This window comes from Algiphilus sp., assembly GCF_965216485.1.
In the GTDB taxonomy this organism is placed as follows: Bacteria; Pseudomonadota; Gammaproteobacteria; order Nevskiales; family Nevskiaceae; genus Algiphilus.
Genome location: NZ_OZ244162.1, coordinates 2712781 through 2738014 on the forward strand (window position 1 = coordinate 2712781; position 25234 = coordinate 2738014).

The following is a 25234-nucleotide window of genomic DNA, read 5'->3' on the forward strand; positions in this document are numbered from 1 at the left end:
GCTTACTCCTCGTGCACGTCGAACTTGCGATCAAGCTGATTCATGCGTGCGGTGTAGACGAAGATCAGCACGATGAAGGTGAAGATGGAACCTTGCTGAGCGAACCAGAAGCCCAGCTTGTATCCCCCGAGCGGGATCGCGTTCAGCGGCTCGACCAGCAGAATGCCGAACCCGAAGGACACGACAAACCAGACGACGAGCAGTGATACGAGCAGCCGTAGATTCGCCTTCCAGTAGGCGACCGCGGCGTCCTTGCGTTCTTGCGACATGATTGTCTCCTCTTATGACCCGCGAAAAGCTCGCGTGTGGAGGCAATCTAGCAACCGGCGGCAGGCAGGACAGCACGACTTTGGTCGAAGAGCCAAGGCCGGGCGCGGCACGCAGGCGATGACGGCACGTCATAATTCAGCCCCTTCTTGCTGCCCTCATGCCATGCGCGACACGCTCGCCGCCGTCATCGTGCGATACAACCCGCCGCCGGGCTTCGACGACCGCGTTGCCTCGGCCGCGGCGCAAGCCGATCTCACGGTGGTGGTCGACAACGGTTCGTCCTCTCGCTGGTCGCCCGATCCGAGCCGCTTTCCCGAGGGCGCTACGCTCTACCAGGTGCACAATGCCGAGAACCTGGGCATCGCCACCGCCCTCAACCAAGGGATACGGCTGGCCGCGCAGCAGGGCGCCGCGTCGGCTTTTCTGCTCGATCATGACAGCGTCCCCCTGGCCGGATGCGTCCGGCAGCTGCAGCGCACACTGAGAGCGGACGATCAGGACAGCATCGCTGCGGTGGTGCCGCATATCCTCTATGGACACCCCGACATTCAGTGCCGCTGGCCAGCAACGCGCGGGAAGGGCCGTCGCCTTTTTTTCCGCTTTGTCTACGCTGCCGGTGCCGAAAGTCCACAGTCCGTGGATCTCGCGATCAGTTCCGGCATGCTGCTGGACATCGCCCATTGGCAGGCCCTGGGCGGTTTCGACGACGGACTGTTCATTGATCTGGTGGACACGGATTACTGTCTGCGCGCGCGTCGCCAGGGGCTGCGCGTCCTGGCGGAGCCGCGCGCGCGCATCCAGCACAGCCTCGGCGAAGTGCAAAAGCGGCGACTCTTCGGCCGTCTTGCCGCCTACCCAACTCATCACAGTGCGCTGCGGCACTACTACATCAGCCGCAACCGCATGACCTTGCTGCGCCGTCATGCATTGCGCTTCCCGTCCTGGGCGGTCTATGAAACGCTGGGCGCCGCCAAGCTGATCACCAAGGTGGTGGCCTTCGAGTCACACCGTCGCGAGAAAATCGCCGCGACGCTGACGGGAAGCTGGGACGGTTTGCGCGGCCGCCGCGGACCGCGCCCCTAGGCCGAAGCGCGGCACCAATGGCGTCACCTTCAGATGCCGAGCACGACGCCCGCCGTCAAGGCCACCTGGGAGATGACCTGCGTCAAATCCTTGGTGAACTGGAAAGACTTCAGCTGCACGCTGGGGAGGACCATGATCTCGTCGCCGGGCTCGACGCGGGTCCGCGAGAAAAGCCCGCCGCGCGCAAGCTCCATGGCCCCGTTTGCGCGCCGGACGAAGACCTTGTCGGCGTCACCCGGCTGCGTCAATCCGCCGGCCTGCTCGAGATAGAAATCCACCGATTTGCCTGGCTGGTGCACGAGGGAGGTGGGCACGAAAACTTCGCCCTGGACGGCCACGGTCTGCTTCACCCGCGGAATCTCGATGACATCCCCGTGTTCCAGCGCAATCTTGCTGGGATCGAAGCCTTCATGAAGGATCACCTGCCCGCGGGGCTCCGTCTTGGATGCGCGATCGATGAACTCCTTGATCAGCTCTGCTTCCTGGACCCGAAGTTGCGCCTCTTCGCGCGTACCGGAGCGCGCGCTGAGCACCGCCTCTTCGAGCTTGCGGAGCATGCGGTCCAGCACTTCGCGTTGTCGTTCCGCGACACTCTCGCGAAACAGACTGATGCCACCGAGATTGGAACGCTCAGTCAGCTCGACCCGCGACAGCAGATCCGCCAGGGTTGCGTGCTGCGGCAGGACAAAGCGGCTGACGCCCTCGAATTCTCCGCGCACGGAAGCCGTGATCGCACCGATCCGGCGATCCTCGAAGACCACCAGCTCGTCACCTGCCACGACATGTACGCGCGAAAGATCGGCATTCAGCGGCAGCACCTCCGCTTCCTTGCGCGGGGTCTGGTTGCGCACGATTTCGACGTGGGTGGCGCGGCTGTGCGCAGAGGCATAGCGCAGCAATTCGTTCAACGCGATGGCCTCCTCGAATTCGTAACGCGCCGGACGCTGGACCAGACCACCGACGGACGCGGACGCCCTGCGCGGGCCAACGAAGACGGTATCGCCGTCTCGAAGCTGCAGCGCCGGCAGCTCACCCTCCAGCAGGAATCGATAGAGATTGACGCGTTGGATGATTTCGCCGCCGCGTCGCACGCGAATATCGAGATAGCTCCCCGACTCCGCATCGATGCCGCCGGCACGGTCAATCAGATGCAGGATGGAGACGGAGGCACTGGCCGGATAGAGCCCGGGTGCTTCGACGCCGCCCCCGACGAAGACGCGAATCGGATCCGCGGTCGCCAGGGCCGCATAGACGCCCACGTCCTCTTCGTAGGTTGCGCGTACGCGCCGCTGCACCAGTTCGTTGATATCGCCATTGCGCACGTTCATTACGTTGACCGGGCCAATGGTGGGCAGGAAGATATTGCCGCGCGAATCCACGACCAGCTGTTGCGTCGCCTCCACGGCACCCCAAAGCAGAACGTTGATGCGGTCCCCCACGCCCACCGTATAGTCGGGATTGAAGCCCTGGAAACCGCTCTGCGCGAACCGTCCCTGAAAGAGATAGGCACCGAAGGGGGTTTCCGGCCCCACTTCCACGGAGCGCAGGGCCTCGTCTTCCGGTGTCTCCTGCTCCTCCTGCGGCGGCTGGGGCTGGGGGTCGCGCTGGAACGGCCCACCACTTTGCAGGCGATCCATCGGCATCGGGCCCGTCGGCTGCTGATAGCGCTGCATCGCTGCTTCGTCGCTGCTCGTCGTCGTGATGCCCGGAAGCTCCTGCGCCAGACTGATGACAGGCAGCAGAAGCAGGAGCGCGCCAGTGGCAAGAAGATGCTTCATGGGTCTCATTCTCGGTGGTCGCGGACAGTCGCGATGATCAAACTGAGCACGAAAAAGGCAAGGTTGGCAAAGACGAAGACCGTAAGTGTCCAGTACAGCGTCCGCGGATGGGAGGCGTCATCCGGCAACGAGGGGGGCGCAATCGATACCAGATACTTGACCTTGCGGCTCGCCTCCAGGCGGGTCGATTCGAGTGTCGCCATGGCCGTCTTGTAGACCTCGGTCGCGACCATCAGGTTGACCTCGGCGTCCTGATAGGCGAGCAGGAGATCATTCAGCCCTTCTTCTGCACCCGCGCCGACCAGCTTCTGCCGCTCCTCGGCAACCTGGCGTTCCAAAGCCGCCACGCGCCGACGCGCGGCCTGCACCTCCGGCGCGCGCTGGCTCATGTAGCCTTCCAGCGACTTGAGTACGGCGCGCTCCTGCGCCAGGCGCTGCAGCAATCCGCCGATGACCATGCTGGCCGCCCGCGACTCGGTCTCCGGGCTCAGCATCTCGTGCTCGCGCTGCACCCGCACGATCTCGCGCGACGCCGATGTCAGCCGTGCATGGGCACGATCGACCTCGCCTTCCGCAAAGGCCATCTTCTGGCGCGCCAGATCCTGGTTCACTTCATTCACAAAGCGCTCGGCACGATCGACGAGCTCATCCGCAATCGCCTTGGCGTAGTCCGGATCGTAGGCGGTGAATGTCACATCGAGCACGAAGGACTCCTCGTCCAGTTCGACCTCAAGATGGTCCCGATAGTGGTCGAGTTGATCCTCCGCGGTCGCGTCCCCCGACAGGCGATGCCACCAGTCAATGCGGTCGCTGGAGAAATGGCCGAGCACGTCGAGCCGTTCATTGAGATGATCCAACATGCTCGGGGAGTGCATGAAGCGCTTGACCACCAGCGCATCCACCTTGTTCGGCGCGTTGCCGATGAGGTTGCCGATGGGCAGGTCCGGGGTGGCAATGCTGGTCTCCCTTTCCACCATTACCTGGGCCTGGCTCGAAAAACCCTCCGTCGCGAAGAGCACGCTGTAGCCCAGCACGACCAATGTCGGCAGCAGTACAAGCAGGCCGTAGAGCAAAACGGAGGCATATTGGCGCAGTCCCTGTTGCGCACTCATGCCGAGGTATCCCGCTTGTAGGCTTCGACCGCGTCCTTGATGTCATCGAAGTACAGGGCGCCCCCATCGCGGAGATAGATGCCGATTTCGCAGTCCTGCAGAAGCTGATTCAGGTTGTGGCTGACCATAATGGCGCTGGCGCGGCCTCGCTTTTCCATGAAGGTATCGTGTGCCTTCTGCCGAAAATTCCTGTCGCCAACGGCAGTCAGCTCGTCAATGAGGTAGTAGTCGTGATCAAAAGCCATGCTGATCGAGAACGAGAGGCGCGCGCGCATGCCCGACGAGTAGGTCGTCACCGGCCGGTCGAAGAAGGGACCAAGTTCGCTGAAATGCTCGACGAAGCGCACGCGCTCCCGCGTGGTGGCTTTGTCGTCGCCCGTGATGCGGGAAATGAAGCGCGCATTGTCCCTGCCGGAAATCTTTGGTGCAAAGCCACTGCTCAGACCGAGCGGCGGAGACACACTGCCGTCGGTGACCACGCGGCCGCGATCGGGTAGCTCGATGCCACCGATGAGCCGTAGCAGCGTGCTCTTGCCGACCCCGTTGCGCCCGACGATGCCCACATGCTTGCGCGAGGGAATATCCAGCGACAGGTTACGCAGAACAAGATGTCGGCCGCCGCCCGGCAAGGGGTAGGATTTGGTGAGGTTTTCGACGCGGATCACTGCGGTCGCTCTAGATCAGCTGCCAGAGATGGCGACGATAGCCAGCGAGGCCGACGAAGAGAATGATGGCTGTGATGGCCAGCATGTAGACAACGCTGCCGGGCGAATCATAGCCGGTCAGCACCGCATCCCGAGCGAAGTCCACCCCATGAAGCACGGGGTTCCACACCAGCAGCGGTCGGTAGGCGACCGGAACCATATCAATGGTGAAGAACAGGCCCGAAATGAAGAACATCGGCCGCATGAAGATCTGGAAGATACGACGCAGATCCGGGTAGATCGTTCCATAGACCTCAAAGCACAGGCCCAGACTGAAGCCCAGCGCGAACAAGGCGGTGAGAGCGCCCACCAGACCGAGCCAGCTGTCCAGTGACACATCATTGCCGAGCCACCACCAGCCCGCCAGAAAGGCAAAACCCACGGCCGCCATCATGAGGGCGTCGATGATGCAGCGCGCGATCATGATGTCGACCGGCTTGACCTGTCGGTAGTTGAACAGGCCCTTGTGCGACGTGCAGACATTCTGCGCACTGTTCACGTTGTTCATAAAGATGAAGTACGGGACGGCTCCGAAAACGAAGAAGATCACCGGGTTTTCCCCGTAGATTGCCGCATGATTGCCGCGCACGAAGGTGTGCAGCGCGGTCAGGATGGCCACCACGGCCGCAGGCTCGGCAATGGCGAAGACGTAACCGAGGCGCGACCGTCCGAATTGGTTCTTCATCTCGCGGAGAAGGAAGGCCCAGGTGGAATCCACAAAGACCTTCCAACTCGAACGGCGCCTCGCGGCGGGAGGCGGCACGGACAGCGAAGACGTCGGCGCGACGGGCGCGTCCTTTTCGTTCGTCACGGTCGTGTGCTCCAGGTCAAGGGGGCGAGGGGCGCGGGGAATGCAGCGACACAATGCGAGGCCGGCCGGCAACCCTGGCCATGTGCCGCACATGCCGCGTGCGCATGATACGTTGATGCGTATTGGTCACGCAGCACACGCTCGCTGCGGGACGCCAGCTCGCATACACTCGCCGGCCCTCAGCAAGTCGCCCTCACACTGTCCGGTATGCTCGACCCCATCATACTGATCCACGTTCCGAAGACCTGCGGCACGGCCTTTCGTCGCGCCTTGCAGGCGCGATTGGGCAGCGAGCGCGTCATCTGTGCCTACCCCGCGGAAGAACCGGTAACCAGCCAGCTGGTCAGAGACACCATCCATGCGGGGCGTCCGGAAGACCTGCCCGCAGCCATGGCAAAGGCCGACGCGGCGGTGTTCACCGGTCATTTCAGTTACCAGCAATATGCGCCCTTGCTCGGTAGCTTCTCTTCGCATTGGTGCGTGTTCTTCCGCGACCCGGTCCAGCGGCTGCTATCGGAACACGCGCATCGCCAGCGCCATCAGGGCATGCAGATGGCGATCGAGGATTTCGTCTCCGACCCACGCTACGCGAACTTGCAGACCCGTTTTACCCGCGGTCTGGACCTGGATGACTTTGCCTTCATCGGCATCAGCGAGCGCTATGCCGAGTCGCTGGCGCTGTTTGCCGACCGTTTTGGTGTGACAGTCGACAACATCGAAGAGAACGTGGCGCGCGCCGATCTGAGCGTCGACCACCCCTGCCCGCCCGAGCTGCGCACGCTGATCGAGACGCACAATGCGCAGGACCTGGCGCTTTATGACCGCGCGCAACGCCTGTTCGACGCACGCGCCAAGGCGCGTCGAAGCGTGTACTGACCTCGGCGTACGATGTCGGACCATCGCGACGATTGGACCGTCTCCATCATCAGCCATCGGCATGGCACAAAAATCCTGCCTACGCTTAAGAGCCTGGCGGAGCAGATGGGCTCCCGGAGCTATCGCGTTGTGCTGACCATTAACACCCCGGAAAATGCCGCCCATCTGCGGCGCGCGCCCGGGGCAGTCCGTCGCCGTCTCACGGTGGTCCACAACAGTCATCAACGCAGTTTCGGCGAGAACCACAATCGTGCGCTGATCGGGTCTTGCTCGCGCTTCCTGCTCGCACTCGACCCCGAGCTGCAGCTCGGTCCGAATGTACTGGAGGAAACGGAATCCGCGCTCGACAGTCCGCTTTGGGGACTGGTTGCTCCACGTGCCTACACCCTCAGTGGCCAGATGGATGACAACGCACGACGGCTCGTGACGCCGCGGGCTCTGGTCGCGCGTTACCTCACGGCCCGCGGCAGCCTCGACTACGCCGAACCGACCACGGACAGCACCGTGGAGGTGGACTGGCTGGCTGGCCTGTTCATGGCCTGCCGCGCCTCGACTTTCAATGCCGTGGGTGGTTTTGACCCCCGTTATCGCTTGTACTGCGAAGACGTCGATCTGTGTCTTCGCATCCGGGAATTGGGCTATGGCATCGCTCTTCTACCGAGGGTTCGCATCGTGCATCCGGCGGGTCGACGCACGCTGCGCGAATTGCGCCATTTTCGTTGGCACAGCCGCAGCCTGTTGCGGTTGTGGACGTCGCCGGCCTATCGACACCGCGCGCAGCGCTAGCGTGGATCACTCCCCTTCTCTCCGTCTGGTGTGCCATCCTGCGGCAGGATCCGGCGGCTCCACCTTGGCTGGAGTGCGCGCGCGTCGACTTCGGCGCGCAGCGACAGATCCGCGGTGTCGATGGAATAGTGCGGGCTATAGAAAGGATCCTCGACGAGCGCCTGACCCCAGCGCCGCTTCATGAAGGCACACTCCCCTTCAAATCGCGCGCGCTTCACGGGATCGTGATCCTGTCCGCGCGACAGTGACTCGTGATGGGTCAGAACCGCGCCCGGTTCCATGACCACGTCCCAACCCTTCGCGCGCAGCCGCAGGCAATAGTCCACATCGTTGAAGGCTACCGGCAACCCTTCCGCCTCGAATCCACCCACGCCTTCGAAGGCCTCCCTTCGGGTGAGCATGCAGGCGGCCGTCACGGCGCTCACTGATCTCGGCCGCCCCATGCCGAAGGCGGCTAGCCGATCATTGTTCGGCTCCAGACCAACCCCGACATGACCGGCAATATGGTCGATGCCGAGCCCGAGCACCACACCGGCATGCTGAATGGCGCCGGATGGGTAACGCAGTTGGGCACCCACCGCAGCCACACGCGGATCGCGCATGTGGTGGAGCATGGCGTGCAGCCAGCTGTCAGAGCCGGCGGCTGCTTTCGCCTCGATGTCGTCGTTCAACAGAAGCAGCAGCGGCTCGGCAAGCTGTGCCACAGCCCAGTTGTGCATTCGCGCATAGTTGAAGGGATGATCGTACCGCCACACCTCGATCCGGACGTCACGATCTTCCGAACCATCGACGGATGACAGATAGTCGCAGGTGTCCGGCGTAATACTTCCATTGTCGATGATGACAATCCGCCCTTCCGTGCCGCAGGCACGCAAGGCAGCCGAAGCCGTGTCCACGGCGGCTCGCAGATAGGGAAAGCCATCGCGCGTCGGGATGATCGCCGCAATGCCCGAAGCCGTTTCCCCTTGGAACACGAGAGGATCGCGCACGGTGTCTCGCACATGCGCAGGCCCCGCATCGCTCAAGGCGGGGCGATATGCTCGCAGTTGTCCTTCGACGCGCGCCACCGGCAGCGGAAGATGGACCGCCGCTGATTCGGGCACATGGGCCAGAAGCGCGGTCAGCAGAGCTGTGGCGCGCATGTCCGAGGGTGGCGTTACGGCCATCCGCTCCGCCACCCAGCGCGCATCGAAGGCCAGGTAGGGCTCCGACGCTGCATAGCCCTCGATCCAGTAACGATCAAAGGCGCCTTTTGCCGCGAGCTCCAGTCGACCCCGCTGAAGAAACTCGTGGTCCCCGAAAAGCAGGCTAGCGCCACCGGCTGCCTGCATCGCTCGCACTATGGTGATCAATGCGCCGGGAAGGAATCGGGTCTGGATGCGTGCGAAGATCACCACCCCCCCCGCCTCAGCAGCGCGCAGCGCATCGCGGAGTGCCTGCCCCCCTGTATCCGCCAGACCGTCGACCGCTTCGCCTTCAGGAAGCGTGTCGCGGAAGCGCGTGCTGGCGCCTGAGCCGAGCCAGCTCACCTGACAATGCACCCCGGACTGTTGATCGAGACGACGACGGAAGCGGCGGCAAGCAGCCGCGCTGGTGTCTTCGTCGATCAGACCGACCACCGTCACACGAATCGCCGCTTCCCGTGCCTGTTCCCCCTCCGCGACGCACCGCATGAGCTTGCGGCGGTAACGCGGATAATCCCTGAAGTGCCGACGCAGAAAACGCCACGCCACGCGGAGCCCGCGGTAAGTGCGCGGAAAGCGGACATGCAGAAGCTCCAGTGCACGCACCCGACGATGCTTCGCCTTCATCAGCTCGTCTCTGCCCAGTGGTCGTGGTTGATAGCGGGCTCCGGAAACCCTTTCACGACGGGTCCACACGGTAGCCCGCGGCGACGAGGGCCTTCGCAAGACGATGCTCGGCGCCCTCGGGCACGCCCTCCAGGGACAGGCGGCTCCGCGCGAAGACGCCATGGCGGTAATCCGCATTCAATCCCGTGTGTCCGGTGCCATCCAGCATGGCGCCTTCGAAGGGAAGGCCGAGAAAATCGCACAGCGGTTCGAGAACCGTCGTGGGTGCCGCGACCAGGTCCTCGTAATGCATGCAATGGGCGCGCGGATGCCTGTGCAGAAAGGTCTGAACGGCCACACTGAATTCCCAGCGGCGACAAGCGGCTTCCAGGTCCTGGCCGGTACGCGCCATCTTGGATCGCACACAGGTCCGCCCATCGCGCTGGATGAAGACCAGTGCGTAGTCAGCAAAGACCGTGTCGAAGAAGTACGTGAACAATGCATCGGCGTCGATGGAGAAGCGCTGCGCCGGTACTTGCAGGCCTGAGAGCTGCTCGGTCGTGATCTTGTTGCCCCACCAGCGCAGCGGGCAGCCCGCTCGATAGCGCTCGCAGGCTTGATGCAAGGCCGGGGCCCCGTTTTGCATGCGGGCTTCCAACGTATTGCCGATAACGGCATGCATAAGCAGTTCTTCGGCGTGTTTCTCGAACAAGACCTGCATGTCAGGATGGCTGTCCATCAGCGCGGCGAGCAGGCTCGTGCCCCCACGGCCGGGCCCGAGCACCAACAATGGTCGCGCGCCTTCAGCTGCCATGCGCCGAGGACTCCTGCCCGTGTCCAGCAATGCCGGCCCAATCGTTCTTCTGAAACATCGTTTCGTACAACACGGCGTCCGTGGCCTTCAGTTGCGCCGTCGCCCTTTGGAGCAGGTGGTACACCTTGGCGTGACTAGTGTGCAGCACGGGGCGCCGCAGAATGCGCCTCACGGCATCGCAATAGAGGTTATCGGAACGGTAGTGCGGTCCGTTCAAGTGATCGAGGGGGCCGAGAGCTGTGTACACATTGCGAGGGATCAGCACACAGAAGAATGGGGCAAAGCGCAGCTCCACCAACCCAGGTACCCCTTCTCCCAGTGGGCGCAGGACATTGCCGTGATGGTGTGACAGATTGACGTCCAGCTCACGTCCTGGATTGCACCGCGGATGATGGGTCTCCATGGTCGGACTGTCAGGCAACAGCACCTGCTGCGGCACAACCAACCCGGCCTCCGGCACCGTGACACGAACCGCCTGCATTGCATCCAGCCAACCGGGGGTAACAATGGCATCGTTGTTCAGCAGCACCAGGTCGGTATCCGGCGCCGCACAAGCCATTCCCTGGTTGACCGCGTGCGTGAAGCCGAGATTCCTACTGTTGCGGATCACCGTGAGCCGGTCACTCGCCGCCAGTTGCGTCAGCAGGCTCTGCGTTTCCGTGCCCGAGGCATTGTCCACGATCACGATGTCGGTATCAGACGGTGAGAATCTTCTGACGGCCTCGACGCAGGCGCCGAGCTCCTGCGCGCATTCGTAACTGGGAATAATCACTGTGGCTCGATAGGGCGCTGGTGTCACGATGCTTTGTACGCGCGGTGCCACCATGCGCTGCAACGCGGGGAGCGGCGTGGCTTTCAGTCGGTCTGCAATCGCCTCTCCCTTGGTGGCACGGATCAGCGCTGTGTCCAGTGCCGTCTCCGCCGCAAAGGCCACCGCATCAACGGACGTGCCCTCATCCACCAGGAGACAGGGAATCGTTCTGCCGTGCGCCTGCTGTGCAAGCCACAGCTTCAACAACCATGGCAAGCGGCCAAGCGGTAACGCCGTGGGCCATGTGGGAAGCTGTGCCAGTTGCTTCGCCTCGTGCAGCAATCCGCTGCATGAGGCCGACCCACGATGCTCGAGCACGGACGCCTGCAACGCATCCAGGGTGATGGAGGCCAGATTGGCATGGTCTTCACTGTCGGCTGGCGCCTCCGCTCTCATCGAAAATGTCGCACAGTGCAGCACGAAGGGTGAGGGCATCGTGGATGCCGATGTCCGCATGATGCGCACATAGTCATCCACCAGCCGCGCGCCGGGGGCCAGCCATGCCACCAACCGAGTGGCAACGGCCTCATGGGCGTGCGCCAGTATGCCTGACACATCGTCCGGTGCTTCGACACACCGCAATTCAAGGCCCGTCGCAGCCGTCTGCAGCTGCGCAATGACAGCCTCCGAGAACGCATGCGGTGCGAGCACGATCACCTCGCAGCGCGCCTTGGTCTGGCGCGCCACGCTGGCTACGGAGCGCGCGACGTCTTCAGGCGCTTCCTGATTCCAGGGAATGAGGACCGTGATGTCGGTCACGAGGTCATACTCCCGGCTGGCACGGAGATCGTGACGCTTGCGCGCCACCATATGGCCGATGCCTCGAATGCTTGCCTCCGAAAAAGGCGCTTCGCGCCGGGGAACGAACAGGCACTGTCCCTCAAGATCCGAAAAATCCGAGGCGTTGTGCGCGCCCGTTACCGCCTGCGGCGCCGGCGCTTCCGTGCGCGCGGTCTGGCGCGGCGTCGGTACCGAGGGCCTCGTTGGCTGGCGGCCTTCACTCCGACCATGGCGGATGTAATGCAGCAATGGCAGCACGCCAGCGGCCACCGTGTCCGGGTAGCGTTCGCGATACCAGACCGGGTCGAATTGGGCACTCGGTCGATGATTCTGCGCCAGACCCTGTTGGATGTAGTGAAGCAGTGCCTCCTCATCGGAGGCACGATGGAGGCCGCAACGGTTCCGGTAATCGTCCGCGTCAAACAAGCCCGACGCCGCGATCTCGCGGACCAAGGCCTGCGTTTCGGTCACGGTGGATCGGCCGCCGCGCGCCAGCAGAGCGTTGCGTAGCAGACGCCTCAACACGCCTACGCTGACCTCGACACGGTGTTCTGAAAGTCCCAGCGCCTGGCAGGGAATGAAGCGCCTAGCACGCTTGTTGCCATTCGGGATTGCGCCATTCGGACAGATCTCTGCCAAGCAGCGTTTCCAGCGCCTGAATGCGCGGTTCGTAGAGCGCCTGTAGAAAGCAGCCCAGGCGCGTCGGCAACGGATGGCCTGAACCCGGGAACACCTTTTGCGCCGCATGCTGCAGGACTGCGGAGTCCGGAGTTGAAACCTCCAAATGGGCGCACGCGCTCAGAAGCACCTGATCAGGAGCGCGGACGATGTCATCGTAGAAGAGCACATGAATCTGCTCCCAGGGAAAGTGCTCCAACCAGCACTGAAGGCAACGCGCATAGTCGCCGCGGGCGAGTGAACCCGCGGACCTGAAGTGATCCATGAACCAAGCCTCGCTGGCCTCTCCTCTTTCCATTTCAGCCCGCCCCAGCGCCATGAGTGCAGAGGACCACGCCCGTTCGACGGGATTTCTCACCACATAAAGAATGCGCAGCGTCGGTGCGTGCCGGTAAATCTCGGCCACGTTGTGCGACGGGAGGATGCCGTAGGCCGGTGTGATCTCCCCTTCACACAGATCGCTATCCCCGGCAAAGGTACGCAGGTAGCGATCAATATCCACCGCGTCATGCGGCCGGTTCCAGAAGTGCATTTCCTTCCCACCCGGGAAGGCGATTTCCGCATGCCGCTGAAGATTGCTGTAGAGCCAGGTGGTTCCCGCCTTCTGTGCACCGATGCCGAGGAAACGCCACATGACCCGTACGCACTACGGCCGCGCAGCATCCGATGGGTCAATGGTCGCGCTCGCCTCATCGGCCGAAACCTCCGTTTCCGGAAGGTCTACGCCGTAGCGCTGGGCCAATTCGCTCTGCAGCGCCTTCAATCGTGCGTCCGGCACGCGAACCACGTCTGGCGGCGCTTGTTGCTTGAGCCATGCCGAAAAATTCTCGTACCGATACTCGGACTTCAGGCGTTCCTTGATCTGTCCGGCCACCGCGTCAAAGGGCTTCGGATCTGGTTCCTCGCGATCCAGAAGTTTCACGATGTGCAACCCAAAACGCGTCTCAACCACATCGGAAACCGCGCCTTTTTCCTGCATGGAGAAGGCAACGGCGTTGAATTCCGGCGCCATCCGCTCACGCGTGAAATACCCGAGATCGCCACCCATGTGCTTGGAGCTGTCTTCAGAATGCTCCTTGGCAAGCTCGGAGAAATTCGCCCCTTTGCGGAGCTGCTTCAAGATCTTCTCCGCCTCTCCGCGCCTGCGCTCCTTGTCTGCCGCTTTCGGCGCCTGCAGAAAAATGTGCGCGGCCCGAATGCGCTCTGGGGGCGTGAACTCCTCGATATTCTCCTGGTAGTAGCTTCGAGCTTCTTCTTCGAAGTCCGGGTAATCAATGTCCGCGAGATATCGGTCGGTCACGATCTTCGCGAGCGTGGCTTCGCGCGCCTGCTGCAGCGCAGCATTTACCTTGGCGTCCGCAAGCAGTCCCTGTGACTCCGCGAGCTGGCTCATGCGCTTGCGGAAATATAGCCCGGTGACTGTTGCCTGCAAGTCATTCGCGTCAGCGAGCACTTTCTCGCGCTCTTTCGAAGAAAGCAACTCCAGTTCCTGATCCAGATTCTTGGTATCGACCGTGATGCCCTTGTGTCGCACCAGAAGCTGTACCTCCGGATCGGCAGCTTGCGACGGCAGAATAAACGCGCACAGCGCAAGTGCGCACATGGTCTTGCTGAGATGATGCATTGCGGTTCCAGGCGAGTGAAAATTTGCAGGCATTGTACGCAAGCAGAATGCGAATGCATTCGCGATGGCAAGGGCTGAAGAGCGGCACCGAGGTTGACGACCTCCCGCTTTTCTACTGCAGAACCCCTAGACATTGCTACGCACAAAAAAAGAGGCCACCGCATAGCGATGGCCTCTCAATCAAGCTATGTGCTCCAGTGATCTAGAGCACCTGAGCGCTTCAGGTCTCAGTTGGCGGGACGGGTGTAGGCCGCGTCCAGATACTGACCGAAGTTGTTGGCAGCACTACCAAAGTCGCGCTGCTTGTAGATGCCCGAAATCACAGGCACCGCATCAGAGCTGCTGCCAGGACCGTTGGCCGAGTCACCGTCGAAGGTCGCGATCATCCAACCCGAGTTGGCGTTGGAGGCGAGACCGTTGGTGCCGACGTAGCGGACGACCGGTGAGCCGAGGACGGAGGCGGTACCCGCCACGTCACGGCCGATCTTCACAACGTTGACTTCGTACGGCAGGTTGTCGATGGTGACTTCAGGCGGCGGGGCTGGCGAAACAACCGGGCCGTCGAGTTCAACCGTCACACCACCTTCTTCACGATCGTAGATGTCGTAGTTGACCACGATCGGGGCGACACCATTGTCGCCGTCCTGGAAGGTACCCGAGCCGAACAGTTCCGGCGCACAGACACCACCGGTGTCGTTGTCGCCGAAGTCATTCATGGCCTGGGTGATGCCCGTGCCATCCGGCACACCCGCGCTCGAGTTGGTGTTACGCCACGCGCTGCAAGCAGCCTGGATGTTGCTTTCGTCGACGTCGTCTTCGAAACGCTTGGTCGGGAAGTTCACCACCCACTCAGAGGCAGCACCCGTATTCGGGTTCGTCGTCCACTCGTTCTTGACCTGCGTGGCGGAGATGCCGGCGATCAGCGCGTTCACGCCGTCGATGGTCCACAGCGCGTTGCTGGAAGCGATGGTGGGCTCGAGGAACCACGGGAACTCCTGCGCGGTCACGTAGTTCTGACCGACGCCGTAGCCTTCGATGTGCAGCGAGGTCACACCAGCGGCACGACCCGTGGTCTGGTTGACGAGGCTGACATTGGCCTTGAGCGGGTTGCCAGTGACAATCGCGCCGTAACCGACAGCGCTCTCGTTCGCGCCCGAGGAGTCGACCGAGCCGAGACGGGCCAGCGGGCTGCCGGAACCGGTCTGCACGTCGGTGCCGTCGTCGGTCGGCGGCCAGGTGGTCGCAACGCCCGCGTCATCCAGACCCGAGACCACGGCGGTGATGCCAGCCGTTGCGTCGAAATCAGCAGTGCGCGCGGAGAACGAGTTGTTCACGCGGGTGCAGTTGCGCGGTTCGCCATTGACGTGCTCGGCATCATAGGCAATGTCGCCAGGGAAGTTCTGCGCGACAGAGCCAGGGGCACGGCCGGAACCTTCCGTTTCGCCCATCACGAGCACCTTGATGTAACCCTCACGGGTACGAACCACGTCACCGTCGGTGGCAGTGTGATCGGCAAACTCGTCAGAGTAGGCCAGCTCACTCGCCTCGGCACCGTTATTGCGCACGGAAATCGGGATCGTGCACGAACGGTCGTTGGTGATCAGTTCAGGGCGGCCGTTGGCGCTCTGCTGGATCGTGGCGGTCCAGACGTCAAACGGGCTCAACGCGATGTTGAAGTCGAGCACGTCGCGCGAGTTACGGGACTCGTGCAGACGGAACTTGACGACAATCGAGTTTTCGCTCGTGTTGGTCAGGTTGACCAGGGTCTGCCAGCCGTCATTGACGGTGTAATACGGGATAACGATGGCACTGCCTTGTCCATCGTCAGACACGGTGGTCTGTGCGACAGCCGGCTGAACGGCAAAGGCCGCGCCGACAGCCACACCGATACCGGTGAGACTCGCTTTATTGAGCAACTTCCCCATGAGGAACTCCTTTAAGAGGGTAAGACCATTCAGTTTTTGGAGAATCCTACGAATTGCCCGAGAGCATCGATCAATTCGCAGGTCATCCCTTACGCGTACTCCCCTAGACGCATAACCCGTCGAGGGCTTGACCCGCGTGGTTGGACTCTAACTCGCTCTCAGCAAAGCAGCAACCCTTGGGAGCAAGCAATGAGCAACAAAAACGCTGTCCTGCAGGAAACGCGGACTAGTTCTAAGAAATACGTTGGGAAAGAGTAACATGCATCGCATGTTTCATTGTGTTTCGCGCCCGTCGTTGCGGCAGCGCGGTAAAGCAGCGACAAAGGAGGTACGTAGCTTGCGCGTGGTGCGTCACGCATTTTCGGTACACACACGACGTGAGAGAGGTTAGGCGAACGTTGTGTCCGCCCGTTGGCGCCGTGTTACGGCGCCCACTGGCGTGCTCTCGGGGCTCGAAGAGGCATCTGGGCCGCAGTCGCAGCCGGCATAACGACTACCATGCGCCTGGACGCGCCAACACCGACTCTACAGCTTTCCGGCACTGCGAATGGCAGGAACAAAGATCCAGCAATCTCCTCATGGTCGCACCGCGATTCTGGTCACGGGCATGCATCGCAGTGGCACATCTGCACTGACACGATGCCTCAACCTTCTGGGCGCCACACTTCCCGGCAATCTGATTCCGCCCCAGGCCGACAACCCCACAGGCTTCTGGGAATCCACGGACGTTCAAAAGCTCAATGACGAACTGCTCGAGGCATTGTCAACGCGCTGGGATGATGACGACCCGATTCGGTGGAATGCGATCGACAACGACCAGCGCGACGCTTGGATTGAACGAATTCGCGACCTTGTCGACCCGCTATGCAAGGCCGATGCCCCCCTCGTTCTGAAGGATCCGCGCCTGTGCCGCTTGCTCCCATTGTGGCAAACGGCCTTCGAGCAACTCTGCATTGACGCGCGCTACGTCATCCCCTTCCGGGATCCGCGCGAAGTCTCCGCCTCCCTTGCGCACCGCAATGGGCTGCCAGATCAGCATGGTCAGAGACTTTGGCTCCGATATGTGCTCGACGCGGAGCAGCACACCCGGGGCCATCGGCGTGTCATCGTGCCCTTTGTCGATCTGCTGGAGGAGCCGCTGAACACGCTCGAGACCGTGTGGCGCGATCTGGGTCTGAGAGAACCCGTCGATTGGGTCGAGACTGAGGCCGCGCTGCGTGCGTATCTGCAACCAGAACTTCGTCATGAGCGTGCAGGCGACACCGCAATCCGGGACACCGACGTGCCTGTGGCGCGCCTCGCCTACCAGGCACTACTGCAACTGGCCAGCGATCCCGGGCAGCGCGCCGCTGAACAGCTATTGGACGAAGCCGGGCGGCTGAGCCTGTCGGCTCATGCCTCCCTTGAGCAAGACCGCGCTGCCGTGCGCTCGGCGCAGGCGCCATGGCGCATCCAGACAGCGGATCACGCAATTGACGATGGGCGCTTCGAGATAGATGAAGCCCACTCGCGCGCTGCCCAAGACGCAGTCGCCTCCGGCCCGGCAACGCGCTTCAGCATCGTGATGCCGACGTGGAATCGCAGAGACTCCATTGCCGGTGCCATCGACTCCGTTATTGCGCAGAGTTATCCGCACTGGGAACTGATCATCTGCGATGACGGGAGTGACGATGACACGGTCGACTATCTTCAGCGTCGCTACGCCCAGTGGCTGAACGCCGGCAAGATCCGCTGCATTGCCTGTACCCACGCCGGCGTCAGTGCCGCTCGCAACATTGGCTTACGGCACGCCAACGGCCCCTGGATCACCTATCTGGATTCGGACAACCACTGGCATCGGGACTACCTGCTCATCCTTGCGGGAACCGTCGCAAAAGAACCCCACAGACGCAGCGCCTACGGCTGCCTGCGAGTACACGAAGCAGGCTCTCCCGCGTCATACATCCGCGGACGCTCGTTCGACTGGGAGCGGTTGAGGCGCGGCAACTTCATTGACATCAATGTCTTTGCGCACCACAACGATCTCTGGGTGCAATTGGGCGGCTTCGATGAGGCCCTGCATCGCCTGGAGGACTGGGACCTGATCCTTCGCTACACGCGTCTGTATCCACCAGCATTCATCCCCCTGGTCTGTTGCGACTACTACCTGTCGCCCTCGCTCAACAACCTCAGTCTCCGAGAAGCGCTTGATACGCCCTACGCCCTGGTACGCGCCCGGTTTTCCACGCGCGACATGAGCCCTCCGGCACCGCGCGGTCTGGAAATCGTCGATCAGCGCACCTCATCCGATATGCCCGGCGCGGACACCCATACGCTTGTGGGCAGTGCGCTCTCGGACGCGCAGTTGCAGGCCTGCGCCGACCATCGCGCCGTGCTGCGCTGTAACGATCCGGAGGAAGTCACAAGGACTGTGGCGTCCTACACCGATGCGCTGGCGGCGCAACTGGATACAGCAGACATCGCGCTCGAACAAAGCCGTCGCTGGGCACAGCGGGCACTCGCCCGACAACGCATGCGCCTTCGCCGCACCGCTCGAAGCAGTCACCAGCAAAAGAAGCAAGAAGAGTCCGTAACCGCGCGCAACATCCAATTGGAGCGCGACAAGAAGCGTCTCCAGGAACGGCTCACTGCAATCAGCGCGCGCGTCGAGGTGCTGGAGGGCTATACCGACTGGGCACGACAGGCGCACGCCAGGACGATCCGTCGCCTCGCCGCCTTTCTGCCAGCGCAGGAAGGCTGTGAGCGGGGTACGCGTCCATCCCCTTCCGCCCCTGGTGCGGCTGGCTTCCGAAGTCTATCCATGGCGGCCCGGCGGCAGCTAGGGGCACCGCTCAATCCCCGCGCTGCCCGGCAAATCGAATCGCAGTGCCGCAGCCTTCTGGCCAGCGGACTGTTCGATACGGCCTGGTACGCCTGGCGCTATCCGGACCTTGCCTCCTGGCCGCATCACCCGATTTGGCACTGGATACTGCGGGGATGCAACGAGGGTCGACAGCCCAATGCCTTCTTCGACCCGCGCTGGTATGTCGAGCAGCACCCTGATGTTGCACAGGCGGCGTATGACCCGTTGCTCCATTACCTGAGGCATGGCGCGGAAGAGGGGCGCCTGACCAGCCCCCTCTTCGACCGGGCTTGGTATCTGGCGCAGCACCCCGACGTGCTCGCCTCGGGAATGGATCCGCTGCAGCACTATCTGCGACACGGCCGGCAGGAAGGCCGTGGCCCCCATCCATTGATCCATCCGCGTTGGTATCTCGCCCAGTATCCCGAGCTCAGCGATTTGCCGATGGACGCGGTCACCCACTTTCTTCTCATCGGTGGTGACGAGGGACGCAGCCCCGGCCCGGATTTCGACAGCAGTTGGTATCTCTCCACGTATGCCGATGTCCGTGCCGCCGGCCTGAATCCGCTGATCCATTATCTGTACCACGGGCAGGCGAACGGTCGATCCGCCACACCACGGAAAGTGGCCCCTTCGCCCAGCAATGTGGTGAAGAGCAGTTCGTTGGCTTCGACGGCGCATCGACCGGAGCCTGTGCCGCTGCAAGCCACCGCAGGGCGGATGCCGATTCACGAGGACCGTGCCACGGTGCTGTTGTGCGCGCACTCTGCGGGAAGCCACTTGTTTGGGGGAGAACGCAGCTTTCTTGAGTTGCTCCGGCTCCTGGAGGGTATGCCCTACAACGTCGTGGTGACGCTCCCACGATCCACGGCCGCCTATCGGGAAGCCGTCCGCGCGCGATGCTGTGAAGTCATCGAGCTGCCTTACCAGTTCTGGTCACAGGACACTGAGCCCGATCGCGATGTGATCGCACAGCTTCAGACCATCATCCTGACGCGTCGGATTGATCTCGTGCACGTCAACACCATCATGATCCGGGAACCTTTAATCGCGGCCGCGCGACTTGGCATCCCCGGCTTGGTCCACGTTCGCGAGAGCGTACACAGGGACCGATGGCTGCAGGAACGCATCGGCTTGCCGGCCGCAGAGATCATCGCGCAGGTGCAGGCCACGGCATCGGCCATCATCGCCAATTCCGAAGCGAGCGCCACGGAATTTGGCGATGGCGCGCGGACGTATCGCGTGCCGAACACCTTCGACCTTGAGGCACTGGACCTCCCACCCGCGTGCGACGGTGGCGTCATCCATGTCGGGTTGATCAGTAGCAACCTGCCGAAGAAGGGCATCGAGGATTTCGCGCGCATTGCGCAGGCCTGCGAAGCAGCCCACCCGCAGGCACGGTTTCTGCTGATCGGTCCGGACAACGAACACATACAGGCCCTGCGCGAGCGCCAGTCGACAGGCGAACTACCCGACAATCTTGTCTTCGCCGGCTACGCGGAGCAGCCGGAAGCCGCCATCGCCCAGCTGGACATCGTGATGAATCTGTCGCACTTCTCCGAGTCCTTCGGCCGCACAGTGGCGGAGGGGCTGGCGGCGCGCCGGCCCGCCATCGTCTACGACCTGGGCGCGCCGAAATCCCTCGTGCAGCACGACGAAAGCGGCTTTGTCGTTCCGCTCGGCGACTGGCGCGCTGCCGCAGCACATGTAATCGCGCTACTGCAATCGCCGCAGCGTATCGCGACCATGGGCGAAAAGGGGCGCGCCTTCATTGCGGCGCATTTCGATGCGGATGCTGGTCGGGAGGCGCTCAGCCGGGTCTATGGCGCCCACCTTCCAGAACAGCCAGCATGCGCGACGAGTCGCCCACTCACCGCCCATGCCGATGCGCGCTTTCGCACCTCGGGTGCAGGCAAGCAAGGCATACGCCTCGCCTACTTCTGCTGGCACTTCCCTGTCCCTTCAGAGACCTTCGTTCTCAGCGAATTGCGCGCGCTGGTGCGCGCCGGTCACGACATCCGCGTCTTCTGCCGTCATTCGCCGCATCCGGACTTCAGCCCGGACTTCGAGATCGAGTGGCAATCCGTAGAAAGCCCGGAGGCGTTGGCGGAAGCGCTCCGCGCGAGTGGCCGGGAGCATGTCCACGCGCACTTCACCTACCCCACCGTGACCGACATGGTATGGCCGGCCTGCGAGCAGGCCAACATCCCCTTCACCTTTATTGCCCACGCCCAAGACATCTTCCGGCACGAGAACGATCAGAAGAATCGTGTCGGTGATGTGGTGCGCAGCCCGCTCTGTCGGGCGGTATTCACACTTGGACGATTCCACCGCGACTACCTGCTGGCACGCGGCGTGCCAGCGGGCAAGATCATCATCAACCCCAATGCGGTGGAGGTCGAGGACTTCCCCTTCCTGGTGCCGAGCGCGCGCCCACCCCGCGAAGGAAAGAGTGTGTGCGCAATTCACCGTCTCACGGAAAAGAAGGGGCTGCACCATCTGCTCACGGCAGCAAAGCTTCTCGCTGCGGAAGAGATCGGCTTCCACATTTATGGCTACGGAGATCAGGAAGACGAACTTACCGCCCGCATCGCACAGGAGGGGCTGACGAATGTGCAGTTCGACGGCCCGTTGCGCGGCGCACAAGCCATCGTCGACACCCTGCGTCGTCACGACCTCTTTGCGGCCCCGAGCATCCGTACGGCTAACGGAGACATGGACGGCATTCCCACATCGGTGGTCGAGGCCATGGCGGCCGGCACGCCTGTCATCACCACCGATGTCGCCAGCATTCCCGATCTGGTGCAGGACGGCATCACCGGCATCCTTGTGCCTTCTGATGACGCAACAGCGCTTGCCGAGGGCATTCGCCGCTTCTTTCGCCTGTCTCCCGAACAGGTGGACGGCATGGCACGCAGTGCCCGGCAGGTGGCGACCGCACGTCATGATGTCGGCAAGCTGATCCATGTGCTCCGTCGCGTGTGGGAACATCAGGTTACGGACATCGTCATCGTCAGCTGGAACAATCTTCTGGAGCTGCGTGAAGTCGTCGGCCGCTTGTTCGATTTCACGCGCACCCCCTTCCACCTCACCATTGCGGACAACGGTAGCGACAGCGACGTCATCGCCTACCTGAATCATCTGCAACTACAGCACGACAACGTGACCGTTGTCTTCAACGATGCCAATCACTTCGTAGGCCCCGGCACCAACATTGCGGCCCAGCAGGGCCAGGGCGACACCATCGTCTACGTCTGCGGCAAGGAGGGCTTTGCCCTCCAAGAAGGTTGGGAAACCGAACTCACCTATTACATGGAGCAGCATCCCGAGGTGGGCCTTGCCGGCACCCCCGGCTACAGCCCCAGCTACCTTTTCGGCCGCGACCTTGCCCAGGGCATTCCCACCTTCTCGCGCTTCCGGAACCAGAACTTTGCGCAGGAAAATCCGGACCGCGCCTTCTTCCATATTCAGGGCGGTCTCTTCGCTATTCGTCGCCAGACCCTGAACGACATCGGTGGCTTCAGCGAAGCTGTGCCGCACGCGCACACCGATGTGGAATACAGCTACTTCGTGGAAAGCTGTGGTTGGCAATTGGGTGTGCCGCCGCACATGCTCGCCCTGTTTAGTAAGACCCTGCCGGATTACTGGACGCGAATCGACGAGACCGTCCGCATCTGCCACCCGCCGCGCCTGCAGGATCTGCCGCAACTCGATCGCCTCGCAGCGCGGGCGGAGCAGCGATGCCCCCAATGCGGATGGCAGGGAAGTCGCTTCTCGGAAACCTCAACCCTTGCCGACTGCCCCCAGTGCGGCATCACCGATCAAGCGCGCTTCCAGCTTCGGGTACTCGCTTCCAGCCCCTTGACGCATCGCGCCATCAATCTGACGGCTCTCGGGCTCGTGGATGCCCTACCCGATTTCTGGAGCCGGCATTTCTCGCGAGCCAAAACGCATCAGATCGAGACACTGGGTGCGCTTCTTGACCTCCCGCCCTGCTCCCAAGACGCAATCTGTCTGGACCTGGCGCGCATCCAGGAAATCACCGCTGACAAACTGCTGGACGGATGTGCCCACGCGTTGAAGGAACAAGGTGCAGTGGCGCTCGTCTTCGGAGCAGATGCCAGTCTTCTGGAGACACTTCACAACCCTGGGATCCTGTCGCGGCAGGCGCTGAAGGTTGCAGGCATGACCGTTGCCGGATCGTGGGTTGCCGGCCATGCAGCCTATCCTGTCGTCCTCATTCAACAGGAGGCGGACCGCTCTGCCATTGGCTGGCCCCTCGAAGACAGCTGCCACACATTGCTCACGCGCCCTCAGAGCCAACAACCGTCACCCGCAACCAATTAGCGCGATTTTGATACCTACCCTTCTTTACGAAGAAACGAAAACAGACTTGACCAGATCGCCTACTCTTTCGCAAAGACCATGATCTTTAGTGACGACCTCATCTTCATTCACATCGGCAAGACCGGAGGACTAAGCTGTGCACAGCATCTACTGCGTCACTTACGTGCCCCCGTATATAACTGCCACCATGACGCGCATGAAGAGACACAGCGACTTCAGCGCGGTGATGAGGTCAAGGCGATTACCAGCGTCCATCGCCATTGCACCCTTCAGGAAGCGCTCGGACCAATTGCCGCAATCACAGGCAAAACATTAAACAATTTTACGAAGGTCGTAGCTGTCATAAGGCACCCCTACACCTTGGAATACTCGTTTTACAAGCATCTACAAAAAAATCGCGTCCGTGAGAGAAGGAAAGACGACAAGCGGCTACTTGAACTTGCAGATGGCGATTTCAAGTCCTTTGTCAAGTACGCCCCGTTTCATCGCGCTGGACACGCGCAAGAAAGCTTCTTCCAACTCAATGGCGTTACGCCTCCTAACGTCGAGCTGGTGAGATTTGAGGACTTCCCCACGTCTTTTGTTTCGGCCGTTGGGCCATTCTGTCAATCAAGCGAAGCGGAAGGTTTCCCGCATGCTAACAGGACTACCTACGATACTGAATTGGGCGGCTTACTTACAGAAGAAATTTGCCGGCTGCTTCAGCGCAAGCATCCATTCATGTTCGATAGCGGCCTTTATTCCAGAGACCCCTCATCCATTTTTTCCAGTTCTAATAAATAATGCAAAACCCTTCAACTTGCTTACGCACTTTGAGTAGCGAGCAGACGGAGTATCGACGCAGTCGAATATAGAAGGCATTCGATTCACAATAGATGCTGCTCAATCAAAAAACACTTACTCCACTGCAGTTAAGGGAGCGAGGGCTCCTTGGGAAGATATTCCCAATCACATGCGCCATAATTACAGGCGTCGCCCCTCAATCAACAAGAACTACACCTCGATGCTGAGCGACGTTACCTTGGGTAAAAGATGATTATTAGGAAGCCATCGGCACACAATGGAAAATCCTCACTTCATTAGCCGCCCCGCGAGACGTCGGCCGCGCGCGGACGACACGCCGGACCGTCGTCTTTCCTTCACGGGAAGAAACACAGGGAACTTGCTGTTCATTGATGCCTTGCGCCGCATCGTGACGCATCAGGACTATGCGCCGGAAGTCGGTTTCTGCCCGGAAAGCATCCGCGAACGACATGATGGACTCGTCATTCCAGCAGCAAATTGGTTGAATGGGTCCTCCGACTGGGGCGGTCTGGCAGAATTGATCGAGCGATCACAGTTGCCTTGCGTGATGGTGGGACTTGGCGCACAGGCACCCAGCGAAGATCGGCCACCCCATGTCAGCGCAGGCACGCGCCGCCTACTGCAGGTTGTTGCCGAGCGCTCGCACTCAATCTCGGTCCGTGGCACCTACTCCGCGGAGATGGTCGAGCGCCTGGGCGTGAAGAATGTCACCGTCACCGGCTGCCCCTCGCTGTTGTGGCATGCGAACCGCATGCCTCAAGTCAAGCCAACGGACACTGGGGGGATTAAAAGGGTGACAATCAATGCCAGCAGGGAAAACAATATCAACGCCCTCGAGAAGGATGACCTTCGCAACCAGGTGAGCTGCTTGCTATCGAGGCAGGCCTTTGAGAAAGGTTTTGACTTCGTGATCCAAACCGAGTCACCGGACCTCGATATGGCGATGTCCATGGAGCAAGGCCGCGCACCTGCGGCGCAAACCGTTGCCTACCTGAAAAAAGCCTTCGCTGCCGCACCCTCTGCGCTCCCCGCGTTTTTCCGGGAACACGTGCGAGCATTCTTCGATCCTGCGGAATGGATTGCATCCATGCAACGTACCGACGCGGTCATCGGCACGCGCCTACACGGCGTGATTGCCGGTCTTCTTGCAGGCACACCATCGGTGCTCATCACCCACGACACCCGCACGCGCGAGATGGCCAACCATGCCGCTATCCCACAGATTCCGGCGAAGACCGTATTGAAGGAAGGGGAAATCGCCCCGCGTCGGCTCGTTGAGAGCGCCAACTTCACAGCCTTTAATCAACGCATGCAAAGCTATCGGAGAACCTTTCAGGCCTTCTTCGCCGCGAATGCGGTGCAAATCGCTCTCTAAAGGATGCAATGAGCGTAACGGCCA

General features: G+C 61.8%; 17 protein-coding genes. 6 read left to right on the forward strand and 11 right to left on the reverse strand.

Annotation, left to right across the window (positions count from 1 at the left end):
• Nucleotides 1–2 precede the first annotated feature (2 nt).
• Nucleotides 3–269 carry a DUF4212 domain-containing protein gene (locus ACOOFO_RS12570; RefSeq protein ID WP_420427102.1) on the reverse strand — a complete coding sequence of 89 codons (267 nt, stop codon included), beginning with the start codon at nucleotides 267–269 and terminating at the stop codon, nucleotides 3–5.
• 163 nt (nucleotides 270–432) lie between these two features.
• Here ACOOFO_RS12570 and ACOOFO_RS12575 point away from each other — a divergent pair, with 163 nt between their 5' ends.
• The gene (locus ACOOFO_RS12575) at nucleotides 433–1353 is read left to right on the forward strand and encodes a glycosyltransferase family 2 protein (protein ID WP_420427103.1); all 921 of its coding nucleotides are present in this window, start codon (nucleotides 433–435) and stop codon (nucleotides 1351–1353) included.
• Nucleotides 1354–1382: 29 nt separating this feature from the next.
• Here the strand turns inward: ACOOFO_RS12575 and ACOOFO_RS12580 are convergent, their stop codons facing one another.
• Genes ACOOFO_RS12580 through ACOOFO_RS12595 form a run of 4 tightly spaced genes read right to left on the reverse strand, consistent with a single transcriptional unit; the run spans nucleotide 1383 to nucleotide 5758 of the window.
• Nucleotides 1383–3131: a polysaccharide biosynthesis/export family protein gene (locus ACOOFO_RS12580; RefSeq protein ID WP_420427104.1), complete on the reverse strand. Its 1749-nt coding sequence runs from the start codon at nucleotides 3129–3131 to the stop codon at nucleotides 1383–1385.
• A 5-nt stretch (nucleotides 3132–3136) separates the two neighbouring features.
• Nucleotides 3137–4243, reverse strand: a complete 1107-nt coding sequence (locus ACOOFO_RS12585; protein ID WP_420427105.1) for a hypothetical protein — start codon at nucleotides 4241–4243, stop codon at nucleotides 3137–3139.
• Nucleotides 4240–4908 carry an ABC transporter ATP-binding protein gene (locus tag ACOOFO_RS12590; protein WP_420427106.1) on the reverse strand — a complete coding sequence of 223 codons (669 nt, stop codon included), beginning with the start codon at nucleotides 4906–4908 and terminating at the stop codon, nucleotides 4240–4242. The genes ACOOFO_RS12585 and ACOOFO_RS12590 overlap by 4 nt, the downstream gene beginning before the upstream one ends.
• 10 nt (nucleotides 4909–4918) lie before the next feature.
• Nucleotides 4919–5758 carry an ABC transporter permease gene (locus tag ACOOFO_RS12595; protein WP_420427107.1) on the reverse strand — a complete coding sequence of 280 codons (840 nt, stop codon included), beginning with the start codon at nucleotides 5756–5758 and terminating at the stop codon, nucleotides 4919–4921.
• Nucleotides 5759–5965: 207 nt separating this feature from the next.
• On the opposite strand from ACOOFO_RS12595, the gene ACOOFO_RS12600 reads away from it, so the two are divergent.
• A complete protein-coding gene (locus ACOOFO_RS12600) occupies nucleotides 5966–6634 on the forward strand; it encodes a hypothetical protein (protein ID WP_420427108.1) in 669 nt (222 codons plus the stop codon).
• Nucleotides 6635–6646: 12 nt separating this feature from the next.
• Nucleotides 6647–7420, forward strand: coding sequence for a glycosyltransferase (locus tag ACOOFO_RS12605; RefSeq protein ID WP_420427109.1), 774 nt, complete (start codon nucleotides 6647–6649; stop codon nucleotides 7418–7420).
• On the opposite strand, the gene ACOOFO_RS12610 is transcribed toward ACOOFO_RS12605, so the two are convergent.
• From ACOOFO_RS12610 to ACOOFO_RS12635, 6 genes are all read right to left on the reverse strand, one after another.
• Nucleotides 7417–9231: a hypothetical protein gene (locus ACOOFO_RS12610; RefSeq protein WP_420427110.1), complete on the reverse strand. Its 1815-nt coding sequence runs from the start codon at nucleotides 9229–9231 to the stop codon at nucleotides 7417–7419. The genes ACOOFO_RS12605 and ACOOFO_RS12610 overlap by 4 nt on opposite strands.
• A 52-nt stretch (nucleotides 9232–9283) precedes the next feature.
• Nucleotides 9284–10024 carry a sulfotransferase family protein gene (locus ACOOFO_RS12615; RefSeq protein WP_420427111.1) on the reverse strand — a complete coding sequence of 247 codons (741 nt, stop codon included), beginning with the start codon at nucleotides 10022–10024 and terminating at the stop codon, nucleotides 9284–9286.
• Nucleotides 10014–12086, reverse strand: coding sequence for a glycosyltransferase family 2 protein (locus ACOOFO_RS12620; protein WP_420427112.1), 2073 nt, complete (start codon nucleotides 12084–12086; stop codon nucleotides 10014–10016). The genes ACOOFO_RS12615 and ACOOFO_RS12620 overlap by 11 nt, the downstream gene beginning before the upstream one ends.
• A 115-nt stretch (nucleotides 12087–12201) precedes the next feature.
• Nucleotides 12202–12927: a sulfotransferase family protein gene (locus tag ACOOFO_RS12625; protein WP_420427113.1), complete on the reverse strand. Its 726-nt coding sequence runs from the start codon at nucleotides 12925–12927 to the stop codon at nucleotides 12202–12204.
• 12 nt (nucleotides 12928–12939) lie between these two features.
• On the reverse strand, nucleotides 12940–13917 hold the full coding sequence (locus ACOOFO_RS12630) for a peptidylprolyl isomerase (protein WP_420427114.1): 978 nt from the start codon (nucleotides 13915–13917) through the stop codon (nucleotides 12940–12942).
• A 227-nt stretch (nucleotides 13918–14144) separates the two neighbouring features.
• On the reverse strand, nucleotides 14145–15842 hold the full coding sequence (locus tag ACOOFO_RS12635; protein WP_420427115.1) for a hypothetical protein: 1698 nt from the start codon (nucleotides 15840–15842) through the stop codon (nucleotides 14145–14147).
• Between the two features lie 547 nt (nucleotides 15843–16389).
• Here ACOOFO_RS12635 and ACOOFO_RS12640 point away from each other — a divergent pair.
• The 3 genes from ACOOFO_RS12640 to ACOOFO_RS12650 all read left to right on the forward strand — a co-directional run bounded on the left by ACOOFO_RS12640 (nucleotide 16390) and on the right by ACOOFO_RS12650 (nucleotide 25210).
• The gene (locus ACOOFO_RS12640; protein WP_420427116.1) at nucleotides 16390–23031 is read left to right on the forward strand and encodes a glycosyltransferase; all 6642 of its coding nucleotides are present in this window, start codon (nucleotides 16390–16392) and stop codon (nucleotides 23029–23031) included.
• Between the two features lie 78 nt (nucleotides 23032–23109).
• Nucleotides 23110–23814, forward strand: coding sequence for a hypothetical protein (locus tag ACOOFO_RS12645; RefSeq protein ID WP_420427117.1), 705 nt, complete (start codon nucleotides 23110–23112; stop codon nucleotides 23812–23814).
• 379 nt (nucleotides 23815–24193) lie between these two features.
• Entirely contained in the window at nucleotides 24194–25210 is a 1017-nt protein-coding gene (locus ACOOFO_RS12650; RefSeq protein WP_420427118.1) for a polysaccharide pyruvyl transferase family protein, read from the forward strand.
• Nucleotides 25211–25234 lie beyond the last annotated feature (24 nt).